This is a genomic window from Spirosoma harenae (genome assembly GCF_054776975.1).
This window is the reverse complement of the sequence record NZ_BAAHBD010000001.1, coordinates 57,358-78,254: the sequence shown is the minus strand read 5'-3', so window position 1 is coordinate 78,254 and position 20,897 is coordinate 57,358. Positions and strand designations below refer to the sequence as shown.

General features: G+C 47.1%; 16 protein-coding genes. 12 read left to right on the top strand and 4 right to left on the bottom strand.

The features are described from left to right. Positions 1-238: 238 nt before the first annotated feature. The 4 genes from ACYVE4_RS00285 to ACYVE4_RS00270 all read left to right on the top strand — a co-directional run bounded on the left by ACYVE4_RS00285 (position 239) and on the right by ACYVE4_RS00270 (position 3,474). The gene (locus tag ACYVE4_RS00285; RefSeq protein WP_460994767.1) at positions 239-1,555 is read left to right on the top strand and encodes a sensor histidine kinase; all 1,317 of its coding nucleotides are present in this window, start codon (positions 239-241) and stop codon (positions 1,553-1,555) included. A gap of 367 nt (positions 1,556-1,922) precedes the next feature. Further along, entirely contained in the window at positions 1,923-2,399 is a 477-nt protein-coding gene (locus ACYVE4_RS00280) for a response regulator (RefSeq protein ID WP_460994766.1), read from the top strand. A 96-nt stretch (positions 2,400-2,495) separates the two neighbouring features. Next, on the top strand, positions 2,496-2,975 hold the full coding sequence (locus ACYVE4_RS00275; protein ID WP_460994765.1) for a response regulator: 480 nt from the start codon (positions 2,496-2,498) through the stop codon (positions 2,973-2,975). 19 nt (positions 2,976-2,994) lie between these two features. Next, entirely contained in the window at positions 2,995-3,474 is a 480-nt protein-coding gene (locus ACYVE4_RS00270) for a hypothetical protein (RefSeq protein ID WP_460994764.1), read from the top strand. Between the two features lie 37 nt (positions 3,475-3,511). On the opposite strand, the gene ACYVE4_RS00265 is transcribed toward ACYVE4_RS00270, so the two are convergent. Both ACYVE4_RS00265 and ACYVE4_RS00260 read right to left on the bottom strand, forming a co-directional pair. Then, positions 3,512-5,359, bottom strand: a complete 1,848-nt coding sequence (locus tag ACYVE4_RS00265) for a sensor histidine kinase (RefSeq protein WP_460994791.1) — start codon at positions 5,357-5,359, stop codon at positions 3,512-3,514. A gap of 15 nt (positions 5,360-5,374) precedes the next feature. Further along, positions 5,375-8,023, bottom strand: a complete 2,649-nt coding sequence (locus ACYVE4_RS00260; protein WP_460994763.1) for a CheR family methyltransferase — start codon at positions 8,021-8,023, stop codon at positions 5,375-5,377. A gap of 89 nt (positions 8,024-8,112) precedes the next feature. Between ACYVE4_RS00260 and ACYVE4_RS00255 the strand changes: the two genes are divergently transcribed. Next, complete coding sequence (locus ACYVE4_RS00255; protein WP_460994762.1) at positions 8,113-9,135, top strand: chemotaxis protein CheB; 1,023 nt, start codon at positions 8,113-8,115, stop codon at positions 9,133-9,135. Between the two features lie 47 nt (positions 9,136-9,182). Continuing rightward, a complete protein-coding gene (locus ACYVE4_RS00250) occupies positions 9,183-11,615 on the top strand; it encodes a PAS domain-containing hybrid sensor histidine kinase/response regulator (protein WP_460994761.1) in 2,433 nt (810 codons plus the stop codon). Between the two features lies 1 nt (position 11,616). Here the strand turns inward: ACYVE4_RS00250 and ACYVE4_RS00245 are convergent, their stop codons facing one another. Further along, positions 11,617-12,096, bottom strand: a complete 480-nt coding sequence (locus ACYVE4_RS00245) for a hypothetical protein (RefSeq protein ID WP_460994760.1) — start codon at positions 12,094-12,096, stop codon at positions 11,617-11,619. A 456-nt stretch (positions 12,097-12,552) separates the two neighbouring features. On the opposite strand from ACYVE4_RS00245, the gene ACYVE4_RS00240 reads away from it, so the two are divergent. The 4 genes from ACYVE4_RS00240 to ACYVE4_RS00225 all read left to right on the top strand — a co-directional run bounded on the left by ACYVE4_RS00240 (position 12,553) and on the right by ACYVE4_RS00225 (position 17,836). After that, entirely contained in the window at positions 12,553-12,885 is a 333-nt protein-coding gene (locus tag ACYVE4_RS00240) for a hypothetical protein (protein ID WP_460994759.1), read from the top strand. Between the two features lie 92 nt (positions 12,886-12,977). Next, positions 12,978-13,583 carry a cysteine hydrolase family protein gene (locus ACYVE4_RS00235; RefSeq protein ID WP_460994758.1) on the top strand — a complete coding sequence of 202 codons (606 nt, stop codon included), beginning with the start codon at positions 12,978-12,980 and terminating at the stop codon, positions 13,581-13,583. Positions 13,584-13,794: 211 nt separating this feature from the next. Next, the gene (locus tag ACYVE4_RS00230; RefSeq protein ID WP_460994757.1) at positions 13,795-15,516 is read left to right on the top strand and encodes an alpha-amylase family glycosyl hydrolase; all 1,722 of its coding nucleotides are present in this window, start codon (positions 13,795-13,797) and stop codon (positions 15,514-15,516) included. Positions 15,517-15,616: 100 nt separating this feature from the next. Continuing rightward, a complete protein-coding gene (locus ACYVE4_RS00225; protein ID WP_460994756.1) occupies positions 15,617-17,836 on the top strand; it encodes a bifunctional alpha,alpha-trehalose-phosphate synthase (UDP-forming)/trehalose-phosphatase in 2,220 nt (739 codons plus the stop codon). Positions 17,837-17,845: 9 nt separating this feature from the next. Here the strand turns inward: ACYVE4_RS00225 and ACYVE4_RS00220 are convergent, their stop codons facing one another. Beyond that, complete coding sequence (locus tag ACYVE4_RS00220; protein WP_460994755.1) at positions 17,846-18,055, bottom strand: hypothetical protein; 210 nt, start codon at positions 18,053-18,055, stop codon at positions 17,846-17,848. Between the two features lie 283 nt (positions 18,056-18,338). Here ACYVE4_RS00220 and ACYVE4_RS00215 point away from each other — a divergent pair, with 283 nt between their 5' ends. Then, positions 18,339-19,016 (top strand): response regulator transcription factor, encoded by a 678-nt coding sequence (locus tag ACYVE4_RS00215; protein ID WP_460994754.1) that lies wholly within the window; start codon positions 18,339-18,341, stop codon positions 19,014-19,016. Positions 19,017-19,037: 21 nt separating this feature from the next. Beyond that, complete coding sequence (locus tag ACYVE4_RS00210; protein WP_460994753.1) at positions 19,038-20,402, top strand: sensor histidine kinase; 1,365 nt, start codon at positions 19,038-19,040, stop codon at positions 20,400-20,402. Positions 20,403-20,897 lie beyond the last annotated feature (495 nt).

The window sequence follows — 20,897 nt, the reverse complement described above, 5'->3', positions numbered from 1 at the left end:
ACCGATGCCTGTACTTTGAATGAAGTCGTTCTACGGGCTTAGCCATTCGGCAAACGGAGCGCGGAATCAACAGCATTCAGATTTCACAGGCCGCTCCTGTTAATATCGTAAACGGCTTGACAGCTAAAGTATCTGGCTTTTATCGAGATAGAGCCGGTTTTTTTATCAGATAGAATTAATTCTCAATCAATCTCGGTCGGAAGCATGTTTAGTTACTATACGTGTATATCCTTGCTCTATGGCTAGTCGCTCAAAAGATCATCCGCAGGCAATCGACGAATTGGTTGCTTATTTATTTAACCGGCGCGAAACATTATTGAACAATTGGCGAGCCGCTTGCTCATCAGATCCGGCTCTGAAGAAAATTTCGGTTCTCAGTCGGGAAGAATTTAATAACCTGATGCCTATTATTCTGGATGCTCTTGAGCAGCGATTGCTAGGGAAATTACCAGATGTCAATCCGCTTATAGCGGCCCAGTCGCATGGCTTACAGCGTTGGCAGAAATCGCTCGAGTTACCAGCTTTGGCGAAAGAATATAATCACTTATCGGTGGTTTTATTCGATGAGTTGAGCCTGTTTCGTCAGCTATTTCCCAAGGTAGAGCCCGATGTGATTCTACAGGCGCAGAAACAAATTCTGGTGCTGATGAATGAAACCGTTATTGGCAGTATCACCAAACATGACGAGCTACAACGCCTGGAAGCGGCTAACCGGGCCGTTCGACTGGAGCAGGCCTTACAGAAAATGGAAGACCTTTCCCGTGAGCGTGGGGACGTATTACGCAAATCGTCTCACGATCTGCGCAGTGGTCTGGGCATCAGTATTGGAGCCGCTTACTTATTGCAGACGGAGGATTTAAGCCCCGAAGAACGGCAGCAGTACGCCGAGATGCTGAATCGGAACCTAACGAATCTTGAATCGTTGCTGACGGGGTTAATGGATTTAGCCCGTTTGGAAGCCGGTCAGGAACCGCTCAAAATTGAAGACGTAGATGTTGCTCAATTGCTTACGGATTTAGTTGCCAGTATTCAGCCAACGGCAGTTGAACGGAACTTTATTCTACGAGCGGATGGGATCCCTTCTTTAATCGTCAAAACAGACCGGATCAAGCTGTATCGGATTGCTCAGAATTTACTGGTAAACGCCTTAAAATACACTCCCTCAAGTGCCAGCCGTCCGGGTATGATCTCAGTATCCTGGTCGACGGAAAATAATCATCGATGGGGATTCAGTGTTCAGGATTCTGGCCCTGGCTTACCGGCGGGTCTGCTTGAGTTGTTTCATAAACAGCTTAAGCCCGTGGTGGAAGGCGTTAGTGTTCTGTCGCCCGATGAGAGTCAGCCTGTTGCTCCCATACCCAATCTGGATCATCAGATACCAGCCAATCTATTGCCGGAACAGACGTCGGCTTCCGGCCATAAAACCAACCATAATAAAGGGGAGGGGGTAGGTTTACAGATTGTAAAACGGCTTTGTGAAGTACTGGGAGCCAGTATGGAGGTCGAGAGTATTGCCGGTAGAGGAAGCCTGTTTCGTATCCGCATGCCGATTTAACCTAGGGGGCAGGAATGGCAAAGTGTGCTACACCCGTATCATTACTGATTAATGGTGTAGTTTCTAAAATCGGCCAATCTCCAGGGATAATGCCGGATCGGGAACTCCTGATTCTCTGCCATCAATCAGCAATTGTACCTTGATGCCATACGAACGATGCCGCTAACATACACGTATTCGATTAAACTCTGTAATTTGAAATTTTATTGCTTATCTCATTGATAGTCAGATGGATAAAAGAAAAGGCGCTGTTTTGCTTTATAGGGCGGACCATAGCCTAACTAACTCGTTTAATGTCCCACTATTTTAGGATAATTTCTGTATTTTATTGTCTTCATAAGATTATTGTATTTAATTAATAGAAGTCATGAAGGCAATGTCTTTGCGCATAGTGATTGTGGATGATAATGACGACTATCGTCAACTTATTCGATGGGCGTTAAGCAATGGCTTAAAGGAGATAGCCATAGAGGAGATGACCACGGGGCCGCAATTGATTGACTGGCTGGCTCAATACCGAAACCAATTGGCTAGGCCGCCAATGGCAGATGACTACCTGGTAACCATCATTCTGCTTGATTTGCATATGCCCGAATTAAGTGGACTGGACACGCTTAAGTTACTGGGCAATATGCGTGATTTACCTTACATGCCAGTTATTATGCTGACCAATTCAACCAATGAACCGCTCAAACAGCTAGCGTATGAGCAAGGAATTCATTTATACATGGTTAAACCAACGGGAGAAAGGGGATTTTATCGCATAGTCGAGGCCGTTAAACTTTGCTACCGCGATACGCTTCGTATCCGGGAACAACAGGAACTGGCTTCTGCGCTATTTTAAACAGGCCGTTTCGTCGTTTTTACTAAAACGATCTGACGACAAACAATCGATTTGATTTTTAGTTGATTATTTGGGTACCCATAAACGCCTTTTTTGATGAATGATCAGCTAGTGTCGGCCACAACCAATATTAATTTTAAGAACGCTAAAGCGTTGGTGATTGAGGACTGTGAGGATCACTGGAGTTTCATTAAACGAGCAATGGAACGAGTTTTGCCTGAGATCGCACTGGAGCGAGCAGCCACATTGAGTGAAGCGTTAACTGTGTTGAAAGGGTGGGCTAACGAGGAATGGGAAATTCCTAAAATAATTTTACAGGATCTGTATTTGCCAACGCGCCAGGACGGGTTGCAGCTTTTACAGCAGATTAAAGCGCTAGGACTGCAATACAGTCGTATTCCTATTGTCGTGCTGAGTTCCTCTTTTGATCAGGACGACATTGGTCAGGCATATCAATATGGAGCTTCTTCTTATCTAGTTAAACCAACGATCTTTTCCGACTGGTTAACGCACGTTCAGGAACTGCGTGCCTACTGGTGGGAAACGGTAACCTTACCGCCTTTGTATTTCGCGTGACAATTGATTTCGAAAGGCTATGAATTTTTTATTGTCACTGTATACAAAGGATAATTGCTATCGAAATTTTACAATTCAGGGCGTTTCGCTGGAGACGGGACTGGACTTCGTCAATACAATTGTCAACCAGGGCGATCAACTAAAAGCGGTTCGATGTTTAGACCAAAATAGTTATATAGAGTTGCCTGCACATGTTTTTGATGGCGAATCGTTCACCCAATCACTATCAGCACTTCAACAGGAGTGGGAGCAACTCCTGACCCAACCTAGGGCCATGTCGGGGCCAGCAAAAACAGCTTTGGGCGATTGGCCGATGCGAGTGGATCAGACCAAGCAAATGCAAATTGCTCATTTGCAGGAATGCCACTGGCAGATTCAAATGCTTGCTGAACGGGCTGAACTTCGATTGAGAGAAGGAAAATACAAAACGAACTTATTACGGCATTATGAGCGATTGCTCCACCATTTTAGTGGATCATTGGCCAAAGTAGTTGCCTAGTATACGTTGATTTTACCCCCAACTAAGTGTAAATCCATCAATCCTTATACGAACGCTGAAACGTCAGCTTGAACTGCGTTCCTGAAGCTGGCTGACTATTAATTTCCATTTTACAATCGAGCAACTCGCATAACTGCCTAACAATCAGTAGCCCAATTCCTTCTCCAGATGCTGAACTGGCTTTTTCGGGTAAACCTGGCCCCGTATCTGAAATAGTTAATTGCCAATGGTCGTCATCAGGGGTACTATGCCAGGCAATTGTTACGCCCCCGGTTTGGGTATAGTTTATGGCATTGAGCAGAATGTTCTGAGCAATTCGACGAATTTTGACAGCATCACCTTCAACAAGTAGCGTAGCTTCCCCTTCGTTGCGTAACCATAAACCACGCTTATCGGCTAGTGGGCGAACACTTTCGATCATCCCATTGAGCAGTTCAGCGGCATCGAACGAGGTAATGTGACGTTCCTCCTGACCAGCCTCCAAGCGGGCAATATCCAATAGTTCGGTTAGTAATTTTGTGGCCTGCTGCAGGTTGCGCTGAAGCATCGATAGCATTTGAGCGCGTTCTTCCTCGGTGCCAGCGATACCCATCAGGCTAGCGGCTCCCTGAATAATTCCGAAACTTCCACGTAAATCATGAGACGTACTCCGCAAGAACTCGCCCCGGTCATGAAGCTGCTGACGAAGTCGGGCAACCGTCTGAAGCGTTTCGCCTGATTTTTCCAATTCATCGAGCAACTGTTCCTGCTGTTGTTCGGCCTGTTTTAGAGGGGTTATATTCTGGCCAGTCAGCACAACACCATGGTCGAATTTGGTGAGCGAAATTAGCAGCCACTGGTCAGTGGCTGCACTATGTCGTTCTTCCGTAAACGGCTTGCTCGTTTCCAGAACGTGTTGAATACGTTCGATGGTTTGTTCGTGCCAAAGGCTGCTGGCAAACTCAGACGCTAATTCGCCAATCAGTTGCTGAACAGGTAGTTTCGTGATCCGGCTAAGTTCACTGTTCGCAGCGACTACGCGAAAATCGACAATTGTCTGATCGTCGTTATGAATAGGTTTCAGAAAACCGATAGCTGCTGGTGAACTGTTCAGAACAGCCTGTAGGTTTTGCGCCGATTGTTGCAAAGCGAGTTCAGTTTGCTGCAGATCCGTGATATCGCGGGCAATCGCCAGTACACTCTCAATCGTGCCATCCAGCCCAGGCTCTGGTACCATACGCGAGTACAACTGAATCAGACCGGTAGAGGTAGGCAACTGATGATAGTGTTCCTGTGGCTGGCCTGTGTCGAATACTTGCTGCAATTTGACCATATACGGGTCAGCCACATCGCTGGGAAAACCGATCTCGACTTTAGTTTTGTCGAGTAGATTGTCAAGGCGTTGCCCGGCTTTACTGACAAAGGCTGTGTTGGCAAATAAAAGCCGTAGGTTTTTATCCCAGCGGGTAATGATATCCGGTGTGTTTTCGACCAACGTACTTAGCTGCTGAGTTCGCTGAACCAAATCTTCCGTTCGTTCCTGCACACGGTGCTCCAGTTCCCGATTCAGTTCGTGTTGCAGATGCACATCCGCCGATGAGCCAATGTAGCCACTGAATGTACCATCTGTAGCGAATATAGGTTGGGCGTTCTCCAGCATCCAGCGGTATTCGCCGTCACGCCGATGCAGCCGATATTCTGTACTGAATGGCTGTCGGGCCTTGACATGTCGATTGTAAACTACCTGATAAACGGCCTGGTCATCGGGATACAGGCTCTCGATCCACCCATGCTCAGTAACATCGTTCATGCTGCGACCTGTATAGTCGAGCCATACTTTATTTAAAAACGTGACTTTCCCTTCTGCATCAGTGACCCAGATCAGCGTTGGCGCATTGTCGGCAATTTGATGGAACCAGGCTTAGCGTTCGGCTAGCAGTTGCTGCGATCGCCGTCGTTCGGTTATGTCTTCAATAGCCAGGAGAATAGAATCCTGCTGACGAATAACACGCCGAGCATTGAGCGATAATCGTTTCTGACCCACTTCTGGTGATTCGTACGTCAATTCGTAGCCCTGAAACTGCGCTCCCGATGTGACAATATCAGTGAGCATCAACCGTAATTCAGGAATGTCCCACTGACGATCTCCTAATTCATAAATCAGTCGCCGATCTGTAGTGCCTTCCGTAAGCTGAAAGAGTCGATAAAAAGCAGGATTGGTACTTTTTACGCGTAGTTCGGTATCCAGCACCAGCGTGGCCTCGCGGATCGTTCGGAAAATATCCTCCGAGAATTGGTAAGCCTCCGACAATTGATCATTACGTACTTGCAGTTCCTGATTGATCGTCAGCAGCTCTTCGTTCGTCGATTCGATTTCTTCCTTGCTGGTTTCCTGCTCTTCGTTGATGCTCTGTAGCTCTTCGTTACTGCTGATGATTTCCTCGTTGGCCGACTGTAATTCGTCGTTACTGGCTTCCTGTTCCTCAATAATCGAGCGCATATCCTCCCGTAAGTTGGCCAGTTCCGATTCCAGTTCCTTAATTCGTTTATTACGGGCACTGGTCGATTCAGTGATGGGTGCTACGGGAGGGTCAACTTCTTCGAACACAATAAGATACAGCCGCTCTTCAGTAGCTGTATCGAGCGGAATAGCTTCGATAGATGCATAATGCGTTTTCGTACGAATCTTAAATTCTAAGCCAGTCTTTCGAACGGATTCGCCGGATTTTTGGGCTTTATGAATCGCATTTCGAAGTTCGAAGACCAGGGCAGGTCGAGCCATTTTGATCAGATTCAGGCTGGCTTTTCCGGGAGCCGGTTCAAGAAATAAACCCGTTGATCCCCGAAACTGAAGGATTTCCATGTCCTGACTGACGACCACACTGGCGGGTACGTATTGAGTCAGTAGCAGATTATCGACCAGCTTATCCAGGTCCGACCCCGAAACAGGCCCTGTTGGGGAATTACGTATACCAATTTCGCCACCAATCGGGCTCAGGGTTTTCGGGATGCTGACAGGTCGATTTGTATTACCGTCTGCATCGAACTGACGAGGTGCCAGGGTAAATGTAGCCCGGCTATCAATATCGTTTCGACGCGCAAACACCTTGTAGTTTTTTTCCAGTTGCGAAAACATCTGAGCCGATGTACCGACTGTTTCCGATTTACCCAGCAATAAATACCCATTGGGATTTAAGGCGTAATGGAACGTAACGATGGCTTTGCGCTGGAGCGTTATATCGAGATAGATCAACAGGTTTCGACAACTAATCATGTCGAGCCGCGAAAATGGCGGATCTTTCAGCAGGTTATGCGGAGCAAATACACACAAGTCCCGCACCGATTTATTGACCCGGTAATGATCATCTACCTTGGTGAAAAAGCGTTGCAATCGCCGGGGCGACACGTCCATCACTTCCCCGCGTGTATAACTGCCGAGTCGTGCTTTGGCCACCGCCGATTCGCTCAGATCCGTTGCAAACAGTTGTATGGTTCGGGTCAAGGATCGTTCGCTCAGTACTTCCAGAAGCAACATGGCAATGGAATAGGCTTCCTGACCTGTCGAGCAGGCAGGTACCCAAATCCGAATCGGCTCAGACGGGGCTTTATCGCGAACCAGGTGCGGCAACAACACTTTCTGGAGATAGTCCATCGTGTCGGCATCCCGAAAAAAGGTCGTTACGTTGATCAGCAGATCATCGTAGAGCAACATGGCTTCATCGGGATGCTGACGTAAATATTCTGCGTAAGCCCGGAGCGAATCCAGTTTATAGAGCAGCGTTCGGCGGATAATCCGTCGGCGAATGGTTGTTACTTTGTAATGGCTGAAATCGACTCCAGTGGCCCGGCGCAGTAGTTGAATAATACTCCGCAAATCTTCCTTTGACGCGGCAGAAGGCTCATCCGTAAAGGTATCCAGATTCTCGATTTCCTGCGATTCCGTTAGGGTAGTTTGCTGAAACAAGTCCGTCTGAACGCTCAATCGTTCCAGTTCCTTCGCAATATCGGCGGGGGGCAATACCCGATCGACAACGCCTTCCATGATAGCCGACCTGGGCATGCTCTGAAACTGAGCTGTTTCATCCTGCGCATACGTAATACCTCCTGCGGCTTTAATCGCCCGTAATCCCAGCGTTCCATCGGAAGCCGTTCCTGATAATAGTACAGCAATTGATCCTTCTCGCTGTCGCTCGGCCAGCGAGAGGAAAAACTGGTCGATGGGCATGTAAATAGCGGACTTGGATTCGCGGGGCTGCAGGAGAAGACGCCCATCCATCACTTCCAGATTGCGATTGTTCGGAATGACGTAGAGATGATCGGCTTCTACCCGCATCATGTGCTCAGCCTCCAGAACTTTCATTTCAGTGGATCGGCTTAGCACATCCGTTAATCGACTTTCTGTTTCAGGGGCGAGATGCTGAATATACACATAGGCTAAGCCCGTAGTTGGTGATAGGTTTTCCAGCAGTTCTATGATGGCTTCCTGACCACCGGCAGAGGCCCCGATCGCAACAATTGGAACATTATGTACGGGGTCAGGTTGGGCAGGAGTAGACATCTTTTTGGCCATGCGCTGTTGGGCTGATAAACTAACCAAGCTACGGTTAGTTTACTTACTGAATTCGATAAACGTTTATAAAGGTAAACCTTCCCTCTAATATGGCAAAGCGAGATATTGTTGTTATCGGTGCATCGGCAGGTGGAGTCTATGCACTGAAAGAGTTGGTATCTGCTTTACCGGCTGACTTTTCGGCGTCACTATTCGTGGTCATGCATGTATCGCCCCATTCCCCTAGTTATTTACCCGACATTCTGACTATGTCGGGTAAATTGCCAGCATCTCACCCCAGGGATGGCGAACTGATTCAGCCCGGACACATTTATGTCGCTCCCCCCGATCATCACCTGCTGGTAGAATATGACCAGATTATTGTCAAGAATGGCCCCAAAGAAAATCGATTTCGTCCATCCATCGACGCGCTGTTCCGCTCAGCCGCTTATACGTTTGGCCCGCGCGTTATTGGTATTGTGCTGACGGGTATGCTCGACGATGGCACGTCGGGTATGTGGTCTATTAAGCGGCTCGGCGGAACCTGTATTATCCAAAAGCCGGAGGATGCCATGTTTCCCAGTATGCCGGATAGCGTGCTGAACTATGTGGAGGTGGATTATAGCCTGCCTGTTGCCGACATGGTCCCTTTGCTGAGTCGATTAACCAGCGAAACGGTTGTGGGCAAACCCGAACTTTTACCAGATGAAGACAAGCGGATGGAAACCGAAATCAATATTGCCGCTCAGGACGATGCCTTCGAGATGGGGATTCTGGAGATGGGCGAGTTGACGCCCCTGACCTGTCCGGAGTGTAATGGCGCCTTAATTAGCATTAAAGAGGGTAAATTAATCCGTTATCGTTGTCATACCGGCCATGCGTTCACGGCCAGTTCGCTGCTTGCCGAAACCACCAAAGAAGTGGAAGACGCCTTTTGGAGGGCTGTTCGGAGTCTGGAGGAAACAGTCATTCTACTGGAAACATCGGCAAAGCATTTTGCTGAAGGCGGTAATCAGATAGCCGCTGATCAGTTCTATGATAAGGCGCAGGCTGTCCGTAGAAAAGCGCGCAAGACCCGGGAGTTTGCTATGAAGCAGGAAAAGATTAGTGAGGATTCGGTTCGGGCGTCATAGAGGTCAACACGCCAACTGATGGTTTATGATTTTGTTATGGGCTCATTATGGATACCGACAAGCGGGACGCTAACACGCCAACAGACAGCTCTGGTGAGGTAGACTACGGCACACTACTCAAATCCTTGTTGGATAGTACAACGGCGATGATTCAGGTGTTTACCGCTGTTCGGAATCAACAAGGGCAAATTATTGACTTTGTCTGGGTCTTAAACAACCGCACGGCCGAAGAAATCTACGGAGACGTAATTGGAAAGAGTTTATTGAGTCTCAATCCCGGTGTGATTAAAGAAGGCATTTTCGAAACGTTCATACAAGTAGTAGAAACCGGTGTCCAGAATCAGTCGGAACGACATTATGTGCATGAACAATTCAATGGCTGGTTTCATCAATCGACCGTAAAGTTGAATGATGGCGTGGCTACAACGACCATCGATATTACCGAACGAAAACAGGCCGAACAGGAAATACGTCGGCTAAAAGATGAAGCCACCAAAAACGTAGCGGATAAATATTATTCGCTTTTTAACTCCATCGACCAGGGCTTTCACATTAGTGAGCTACTCTATAATCAAGCTGGGCAAGTCGTCGACTGGCGTTTTTTGAAAGTCAACCCCATATTCGAACACCTGACAGGTCTGAAAAATGCATCGGGTCAATTGGGCAGTGTAATGGCCCCAAATACGGAGCATTACTGGCTGGAAAAGTACGAACAGGTCGTACAAACCGGTGAACCGCTGCGTTTTGAGAACTACAATGCATTTACCGGGCGCTGGTACACGGTCTTTGTTTCCCGCCTGGGGCAGGCGAGTAACCATCAATTTGCCGTCGTCTTCGACGACATCACGAACCGAAAACAGTATGAACAACAACAAGCCTATTTATTAGCCCTCAGTGATGCCCTCCGCTCCATAGCCGACCCTGTGGTAGTTGAAGAAACTGTCACCCGGATGGCCATGACTTATTTTGAGATCGATCGGTGCTATTACTGCACGATCGAAGGCGATAAATTCACCATCAAGCGGGATGCGTTACGGGGTGATTTGACATCGGTTGCCGGGATGTATCCTATTAGCAGTTTTCCCTTATTAAAAAAGGTGGTAGATGAGGGGCAACCATTTGTGGTACACGATGTTGGGACTACGTCGATTCTGGACGAAGACCTGAAGGCTTTATGTTTTCAATTGCAGGTAATTTCCTTTTTGAATGTGCCCGTCATCAAAAACGGAAAGCCAGTTGGGGTTTTGTGCCTGGTGAAATCCATACCTCGTAACTGGCTGGAGATTGATATTCAACTGGCCACCGAAACGGCTGAGCGTACCTGGTCGGCTGTCGAACGCGCCAATGCCGAAGAAGCCCTTAAACAAGCCGACCAGCGCAAGGATGAATTTCTGGCTATGCTCGGGCACGAATTACGTAATCCGCTGGGCACACTATCGAACACGTTGCTACTTCTCGGACTCACCAGGGGGACGGATGAAAATTTTTCCGTTGAGGAAGCGCTCTACCAGATGAATCGCGAAGTGAAGCATCTAAATCGTATTGTCGACGATTTACTGGATGTGAGTCGTATCAGCAAGGGAAAAATGAAGCTTCATCGTGAGTCAATTGAGTTGGTTGCAATTGTGCGACAGACTGTTCAGGCGGCTTCCTCTCTTTACAAAGCCAATCATCGAAGGCTAGCTGTTTCGTTACCATCCAAACCGCTCTATCTGGAAGCCGATGAGACCCGCATTGCTCAGATTCTGATGAATCTGCTCTCCAATAGCCTTAAGTATACGCATGAAGGGGGGCAGGTTTGGGTGAACCTGGAGCAACAGAACGAGGAAGCTATTCTGAGTGTATACGATAACGGTATCGGCATTGCGGAGTCGGACCTGCGGGCCATTTTCGACGTGTTTGTACAAGGTCAGACAACCATAGACCGCCCCCAGGGTGGACTGGGTTTAGGGCTCACAATGGTCAAATACCTGGTAGAAGGCTATGGTGGACAAATTCAGGCATTTAGTCGTGGTCTTAATCAAGGCAGCGAGTTTGTCATTCATTTGCCATTACTTATTAAACCAGTCAAGCCACAACAGCCCGTTAAACTAACGGGAAGGAGCAAACCGAAAAAAGGGCAAGTGCTGGTCGTAGATGACAATAAGGACTTAGCCGATATGACGGCCAAATTGGTTTCCCTGCAAGGTTACCAGGGTTACGCACGCTATTCGGGGCAAGATGCACTTGTAGCCGCTGAAGAACTGCACCCCGACGTAATGCTGCTGGATTTAGGTATGCCTTATCTGGATGGTTACCAGGTCTGTCAGCAAATTCGTCAGCAGCCCTGGGGGCAACGTATAGTCATCATTGCCCTCACGGGGTATGACCAACCGACCAACCGACGGCAAGCTCAAACGATTGGATTTAACGGGTTTCTGCTAAAACCGCTGGATTTACAGGCGCTAATTGATTTGCTGGATAAGGTTATTCAGCAATAGGCTACTTACGGGAACTTGTTTCTAAACGATCCAGTAAACCACTGTACTGATCCATAATGCCCTGATAATGATTTAGTAAATTAACTTTTCTGGGTCCTTCGCTTAATACATGCTGAGCTCTTTCCTGTAATTCCTGCGTTTTTCGTAAAGTCCGACGGATCGACCCGATTCGATCCTGTTGGAGCTTATGGAATTGCTCGCTGATTGCACTTCTGGACCAATGGCTGCCCACTGTTGGAGCTAACAGCTCTTCCCACTGCTGTCGGAGTGACTCAATCGGATTAGAAAAAGTGGTTTCTTCCAGACAGTCCAATGGCAGAGGGAAACGCCCTTTCTTATCGATCAGGGTAACGCTAACGACTGAATCCCCACCTTGAACAATTCTACGTAGAAAGGTATAGGTTGCCTCCAAATCGTCATGTCGTAGGCAGAAGTGGCGCCACTGTACCTGATTGGAAATGGTTATAATCTGAAACGTCATAACCGATTGATCTTAAGTTAGCTAATAAACCTGGTTTGGAGGCTAGCAAGCGCTCTCCTCATCCTATCGTTTTTGAAGAAACCTTCTGGAGAGGATTGTGTAACTTTTTTGTTCAAAATATGAGGCAATGGTCAAGGTTGTTCCGTTCCTCACATGTGAATTGTATTCTGCCAAACAGGCATCAATGACCCTCTATCCTGGTTAAAACTTCCGGGCATTAAGAGTTAAGTCCTTGCTTATTTCACTTGATGAAGTGAAATAACATAATTGCCCTTCAGGCAGCACATAGTCAGACATGTTGAGGAAACGGCCCATTGGTATTGATACGACATTGGATTTGTACGTGTTTCTCTGTCTTCTCTGTCAACAAAAACAAACGAATAACGAAAGGCGTTATGATGCCAGTGCGGGCAACGCACTAGGAACAAGTCTCACTTACTACCAGACAACAACGTTATGAAAACGAAAATGCTTTTATCGATTGCGCTTTGCGTAACCTTAACAACCAGCGCATGGGCGCAAGATGACCAGGCTGTCAAGACAGCTCGAAAAGAAAAAACCAGAGAAGACGTTAAGCGCGTCGGGGATAAAGTTGAAACGGGTGTTGCCGATGGAGCGCACGCGGTGGGTACAGCAGGCAGAGCTACCGGAAAAGCGGTTGGCAAAGCTGGAAAAGCGACAGGAAAAGCTGTGGCCAACGGTGCGAAAGCCACCGGCCGCACCGTTACGAAAGCGACTAAAGCCACGGGTCGGGCCATCAGTGGCGAAGCGAAAAAAATAGATAACTAGTGTATTTATTGCCGTTAGGCAACAGGGTGGAGCGATAGGCTTATAAAGCTATCGCTCTTTTTTTTCCACTCAAGTGCGACGCACCAATTACTATGAATCAGACAAATAACGATTTGCACGGAAATGCACCGGACACCTGTCCAATTGCCCTGCTGATCATCGATATGATTAATGACCTGGAGTTTCCGGAGGGCGATCGTATACTAGAAGAAGCAACCTCAATTGCCGAAAAAATTGCCCACTTAAAACAACAGGCTAAACGATTGTCTATACCAGTCATTTACGTCAACGATAATTTTGGCCGTTGGCGATCAGATCTCAGCGACGTGGTTGAGCATTGTCTGAACGATGGGGTACGCGGTCAGCGGTTAGCCGAGTTATTATTACCGGAAGCGGATGATTACTTTGTGCTAAAGCCTAAGCATTCTGCTTTTTATGCCACTACGTTATCCACCTTACTAGATTATTTACAGGTGAAACGGTTGATTCTAACGGGTATTAGCGCCGACGCCTGCATCTTATTTTCAGCAATTGACGCTTATATGCGTGATCTGAGTGTTTTAGTTCCGGCCGACTGTGTAGCCTCACCATCAAAGGAACATACCCAAAGCGCGCTGGCGTACATGAAACGGTTGCTGAAAGCTGATACCACATCAAGCGTGCAAATGAATCTGGATGACCTGGTTCGCGACGAATAAACTATCTCTAAACTCGTCCGGGAAATCCCCTGTTGGTATTCGTTTCCTACAGATAGTACAGTATAAAGCGGAGAAATTGATACTAACCTGAAGTCCCCAAAACCGTAGTTAGTCTATTCCGGTCGTCAGCATTCTAATGACTTTCTAAGTTTTATTTAAGCACATTCTAAGCGAATGGGACGTAGTTTGGTTGATATCATTCTGTCTGAATATGATAAGTCAACCAGTTACAGATACACGAAAACTCGGCGTTACGTTTACGGCCGATCAGCAAGCGAACGTAATGGTGTGGGTTCCGCAAGCAAAAGAAGTTGCTCTTTCGGTGAATGATCATTCCTTATTTCTGCCTCTCACAAAAGACAATAGTGGCTACTGGCAGCTTACCACCGGTCAGTTGAAGCCCGGCGATACGTATACATTCATACTGGATAAGGAAAAAGAATGGACTGATCCGACGTCACTGCTGCAACCTCAGGGTGTGTATGGCCCATCGCAGGCTTTTGATTTAACCCATTTCTATTGGGAAGATACCTGTTGGGTAAATCCGCCTATCGACGAATATATTGTGTATGAAATTGATATTCAAGCGTTTACGGCAGAGGGTACTCTCAATGCAATTATTCACAAACTGAGCCATATTCGCAAACTGGGCGTCAATGCCATTCTGATTCGACCTGTTACCGATTTCCCTGACGCCCACGATCGCCAACAGGAGGCCGCTTTTTTGTTTGCCGTACAGGCGTCTTACGGTGGCCCTGGCCAGTTGCAGCAGTTGGTCAATGCCTGCCATTTCGAAGGCATGGCTGTTATACTGGATTTATCGTACAAACAAAGCGATCGCTTCGGTCAGGCGATCAATCCATCGGGTGACTATTTGGCTCGAAAACAGCCAATCCCTACGTCGAAAACGGGCTTTAGTTCTGAGACTTCCCGAGCCGCTTATCAGCACTATCTGGTTGCAAATGCCCTGATGTGGTTTCGTGATTTTCACATCGATGCGCTGCGTCTGGACAATATCTATTCATTAGCTGATCCTGACCAACTGCTCCTCGACATTCGGAAGCATACCAATGCCTTGACGGCACAAACGGGCCGTCAGCATTATCTGCTTGTCGAGCAGGATTTGACCCTTATTTCAGATCGGGTAAAAAAAGCGAATCATACACGTACTGACGGTAACTCGCATTACATGGATTTTAATCAGAATCGATACAATACGAAGCTGTACCGAAAAGATTGTTTATGCGACAGTACATTCTCGGATATTCTTCAGGAATTGTTTGATCGAGAGGCCGATATCGTTTCCGATAAAGCCTTTTTAACAGTTCTGCAAACGTACCATCAGGCTGATGAACAGAGCGATCAACGGATCGACAGTGAGTTTATAAAACTGATAGCAGGGTCTATAATGGTCAGTCCTTGTATTCCTACGCTGTTTATGGGCGAAGAATGGGGCGTTACGAATCCGTTTCGACAACTGGTTCCTATAGAATCCGTTTCGGTAGAAACGAACTATGCATCGTTACTTGTCGATACGGATAGTCAGCCGGGTGAGTTTCTGTTGTGGGAATTGCTGGACGAGCTTCCGAATCAAACGTTATATAGCTATTATCAGTCGCTTACAGAGTTACGTCGTCATCAGCCAGCGCTCTATCATCTGAGTCCGAATCAGGCACAGGTTATTTCCCAAAACGGAGATTCTACGATACTCCTGCATCGGTCGTATAAGACGAATGAAGTGTTGTGCCTGATGAATTTCTCGGCCGAAAAACAGCGCGTTACTTTACCGTCGTTCGGTAAAAACTGGGAGAAGCTACTGGACTCGGCCGACCCGATCTGGGGTGGGCCAGGTTCGTCGCCGGAGACATTGCCAGATGCGGGGGCGTTTAGCCTACACCCACAATCCATTGTCGTTTATAAAGCCAGTACGTAATCGGGCTTCTAAGGAGTTTCTAAGATTTGCTTAAGCCGCTTCTAAGTCCAGAAAGCTACTTTGCCGGAGTACACTGAGCGTTCAGAAACGCGCACACTTCATGCAAACGTTTAAATCTTCTTTCAAGCGATTACTGATTGTTTCCTACCGTTTACCATTCTCGATCCAGCAAACCGATGAAGGTACTGAACTGCGACAGAATTCAGGGGGTCTGGTTTCGGCGGTTTTATCGATGGCGGAGCAGATGGGTCAGAAACCCGGTCATCTGGCGACTAAAATTCACTGGGTAGGGCATGGCGATACGTCGCTGCAACAGGCCGATCCGGAAATGCTTGAAAATGATACGTTTGTGGCTCATCCAGTTTTTATTGACGATGAGGTCCACACGGGTTTCTACTACGGATTTAGCAATGACTTACTTTGGCCTTTGTTTCATTATTTCCCCTCGTATGCGTCCTTTCGGGAAACTGATTTTCAGGCCTATCAGCAGGCCAATACGCGATTCCTGGAAGAACTAACGGCCCTGATCGAGCCCGGCGATCTGGTCTGGATACACGATTTTCAGTTGATGCTGTTACCCGATATGGTTCGACAGGCTATTCCAGAAGCCACCATTGGGTATTTTTTCCATATTCCTTTTCCGACCTATGAAATTGTAAAATTGCTTCCTCGCACCTGGCGTTACCAACTTAGTAAAGGTATCGTTGGGGCCGATGTGGTTGGATTTCATACGACTGATTATGTCCAGCATTTTCTCCAGTCCGTATCTGAAGTGCTGGAATTACCAATGATTGGCTCACGAATCGTTTTATCCGACCGCTCAGTGGTCGTAAAAGACTTTCCGATCAGCATTGATTTTCACAAGTTTAACGAGAGTAGTCAGGAAACAGACGTCGTTTCTACGCGTGATCACTATAAAGAACTCCTCCGACACAACAAGATCATTTTTTCGGTAGATCGGCTCGATTACACGAAGGGAATTATTTACCGGTTGCAGGGTTTTGAGTGGTTTTTATCCCACAATCCAGACTGGCATAATAAAGTGACGTTCGTTATGACAGTTGTGCCATCGCGCGATAAAATTGGTCAATATCAGGAGCTTAAGCGTGAAATCGAGGAAACCGTGGGCCGGATTAATGGGCGATTCGGTACGATTGGCTGGCGACCAATTGTGTATGCGTACAATTCGTTGACGTTTACTGAACTGCTGGCTCTGTATACCGCTTGTGATATTGCGCTGATCACACCAATTCGCGATGGTATGAACCTGGTTTGCAAGGAATTTGTCGCCAGCCGACATGATCATAAAGGCGTGTTGATATTAAGTGAGCTAGCCGGAGCTGCGCAGGAACTAAAGGATGCGCTGATTATCAATCCGACCGATACACAGGAAGTGGCCGACGCCATTCGGCAGGGCTTGGAAATGTCTGAGTTTGACCAGGCGCAGCGAATGCTGCACATGCGAAAACACCTGCAAAATCACAATGTATTCCGATGGAGTCATGATTTTCTGGCTGCTTTCAATAACGCAGCTAGTCATCAGTCTGATTTGGAAACCGACCTGCCTGTTCAGTCGTTTGTCAGTGCGTTTGACGATGCGCACCAGCGATTGTTATTACTTGATTTTGACGGTACGCTGGCCCCCATTGTGGATAATCCGGCTGATGCCTCCCCATCAGAATCGTTGAAAACCACGTTACAGAATCTGGCAGAAAACAGTGATGTAGTGGTAATTAGCGGGCGGAGTCGGTCGTTTCTGGAAAAAACGTTTACAGGTATTCCCGTTCATTTAGTGGCTGAACACGGCGCTTTTCTGAAAAAACCGGATCAGCCCTGGGAACGGCTTGATCTATCGACGGACGATTGGAGTTCAGCGGTTCGATCGACGATGGCACCGTTTGTGGATCGCTTTGCGGGTTCATTTATTGAAGAGAAGGAAACAGCGCTCGTCTGGCATTACCGAATGGCCCAATTCGAAGATATTGAAGGACAGGCCACTGAGTTAGCGAATCAACTTCGCGAAACGGCGTTTTCCATTCCGTTGTCGATCATCCAGGGGAACAAAGTGGTAGAAGTGAAAGCGGCAAAACACAGTAAAGGCACCGTTGCGCTCACCATTCTCGACCAGAAACCCTATGATTTCATCGTCAGCATTGGCGACGATACCACCGATGAAGACATGTTTAGGCAATTACCTAACTGGGCCTATACGGTTAAAGTAGGTTCCGGCCAATCGTTTGCGAGGTATAGATTGGCTCGTCAGCAGGATGTAGAAACATTACTGGATCGAATGAATAGCGTAGAATTAGCCGCTAAATAAGATACCGTATTAAGGATTACGAAACCATTCGGTCTCTTCGGTAAAGTATTCGCCCATAGCTTTTGGCTGCCGTTTTTCCTGCTTCAGTCGTCGACACAAATGGTCGTAATGCGGAGGAAGTGAATCGGTATTTGAGGAACGATACCCAAACCAGGCACTGCTGAAATAACTTAGAATGCCCAGAAAACCAATAACAGCAATGATAATAAAAGGCGTCATAGTCAGGTAGTTGGTTTAAAATTCTCCCGTGATTGCCTGTACTCCGTCAGTAAAAAACCGGAGCAAGGCCAATCACGGGAGAAGTGTCGTTAAACGCGGTTGCCGAAAACTAGACGCGATTTTTAAGGGACTCCTTAAAAAGAACTTAGAATTTACTTAGAACACCATTGCCTGAAACCCGTTTATCAGAATAATTTCCCAGTAATGTTTCGGGGCATCAGTCGATAAAGCCAAACGTTCAACTGGAGTAAAAGCCTAAATACCAAACCTTTTCGTAAAAAACATGAAGCTTTTAGTGGTTGAAGACGAGGCCAAAACGCTACAGGCCATTCAGCAGGGGTTGGAAGAAAGCCAGTTTGAGGTAGACATTGCCTACGATGGCCTGATTGCCCGTCGACTGGCCTTAAAAAATAATTATGCCGCCATAATCACCGACTTGATTTTGCCAGGATTGAACGGCTATGAACTCTGTCGGCAACTCCGCGCAGAAGGGCTAACTACGCCCATTCTGATGCTGACAGCGCTGGGCGAAACGGAAGACAAAATCTCCGGTTTCGACGCTGGTGCCGATCAATACCTTACCAAACCTTTTCAGTTTGCCGAACTGCTCGCTCGGGTACGCTCGCTGACCAAGCGAGGTACGCAGGTAGCCATGACGGCCCAGACATTACGGTACGGTGGGATTGACATGAATCTGGATGCCAAAACGGTTATGCGCGATGGCAAGTCAATTGAGCTAACGGCTCGCGAATTTGCCTTATTGGAATTTCTAATGCGCAATCAGGGGCGGGTTCTGTCGAAACCAGAAATTGCCGAGCACGTCTGGGATTTAAACTTCGATACGGGTACGAACGTCGTAGAGGTTTACATTAATTACCTCCGCAAAAAAATGGATCGGGATTTCCCCAAGAAACTGATTCACACACATTTTGGGATGGGATATATGTTTAAGGAAGAATAGCAACTCCCTGCCGCGTTTATTATGACCATTCGCAAACGGCTTACGTTACGATTTACCGGATTGGTATCCAGTATTTTACTGCTGGCGTTTGTGAGTATTTATGCGTTCTGCTGGTATTTTATCTCTTCCGATTTTTACCGGCGGCTCGACCGGAAGGCTAACACCATCGGAGATATGTTGGTCCGGCATCGTCTGGATGCACGGCTGGTTCATCAACTGACCCAGATGCGAAAAGACCAGTTGCCGAACCAGAAAATTATCGTTTACGATAACAAAAATGAAATCATCCTGCACACGAATGAACAAATAATCCTGACCATTCCTGAATCGATTATTGCGAGTATACGGCAGAACAAAAAGAAAGATTTTCAGCAGGATGGTTATTATATATCGGGTATTCGATTTATGACTGCTTCTGGCCAGCTCGTCGTAATTGCCAGTGCCGAAAATACGTATGGCGGTGAATTTTTAAGGCGGTTGCTTTGGTCATTGACGGGCCTTTTTTTTCTGATTGTTGGCATTACAGCCTTTTCTGGCTGGTTTTTTTCGGGCGATGCCCTACGCCCGATGCAACAGATCGATCAGATTGTAAACGCCATTTTTCCGCATAATCAGGATGAACGTTTACGAGTAACCCAGGATGCCGATGAAATTAGCCGGTTGTCCATAACGATCAATCGACTGCTGGATCGGGTTGCCGAGTCATTTCAGTTACAGCGAATGTTCGTCGCTAACGTGTCACACGAGTTGAAGAATCCACTCACTCAGATAAGTTCTCAACTGGAAGTAAGTCTGTTAAATCAGCGTGATCCGGAAGCGTATAGGCAGACGATCCGCTCGGTGCTGGATGATGTGGTCGGTTTGACAACGCTAACGCATGAACTGCTGCAACTCTCGAAAGTGAATCAGGATGGGGCCACTAGTTTGCTTACTGATGCCGTGCGTATGGATGAAATCGTTTGGGACATTCGTCAGCAGGTTACAGCCCTAAATCCGCTCTATGAGGTAAAAGTTGAATTAGGTGAATTGCCCGAAGAGCCCGACCAGCTCACTGTTCAGGGAAATAAAACGTTATTGGAAACAGCCCTGAAAAACCTGACGGAAAATGCCTGTAAATTTTCGGATAATGGACAGGCCTTAATCCATATCGATTTTGATCAGCGGGCAGTGCATATCCAGATTCGGAATACGGGAAAATCGATTTCGCAGGAAGACCTGCCTTTTATTTTTGAGCCCTTTTACCGAAGCCGTCGGACGGCTAATCTTCAGGGATATGGAGTGGGGTTGTCGTTAGTCGAGCGGATTATTCGCCTGCATGGAGGGAAAATTGGCGTTACTTCGGTAGCCGGTCAGCCGACGGTTTTTGCCATCGAACTTCCTCAGTAGTAGCTGTCTCTAAGCAGATTCTAAGGAGTTTATCAGCGAATCTTAAGTAGCGCATGGCAACTTTGATCATCTATCGATTCGTCGATTAACGGACAAATGCCATGTTTGATCATACTACCCCCTTACGCTATACGCCCTTCTTTCCGCCCAGCCCTGTTTCAAAAACGACCCGAAATAAAAATAAGGAATTATTCAACGAAGAACCGCCTCAAAAGCCAGATTGGCTCATGATTTTCGTGGCAGCTTTATTTTTGCTGACGTTACTACTTCTCTGGATCGTCGATATTCCAAACCTGTTGAATTAGCCACAGATTTGGGTTTCTGTTTTATCCAGTAATTGTGTTTGTTCATTGGCTCGTTTTACCCCTAAATCCCCTGAAGGGGACTTTTCTAGTAATCAAGTAAAGTCCCCTTCAAAGGATTTAGGGGTAAAACCGATCAACGCTCATTCGACTAACAGCTTTATTTTTTTTGATTTTTGTTCGGGTTTGTAGC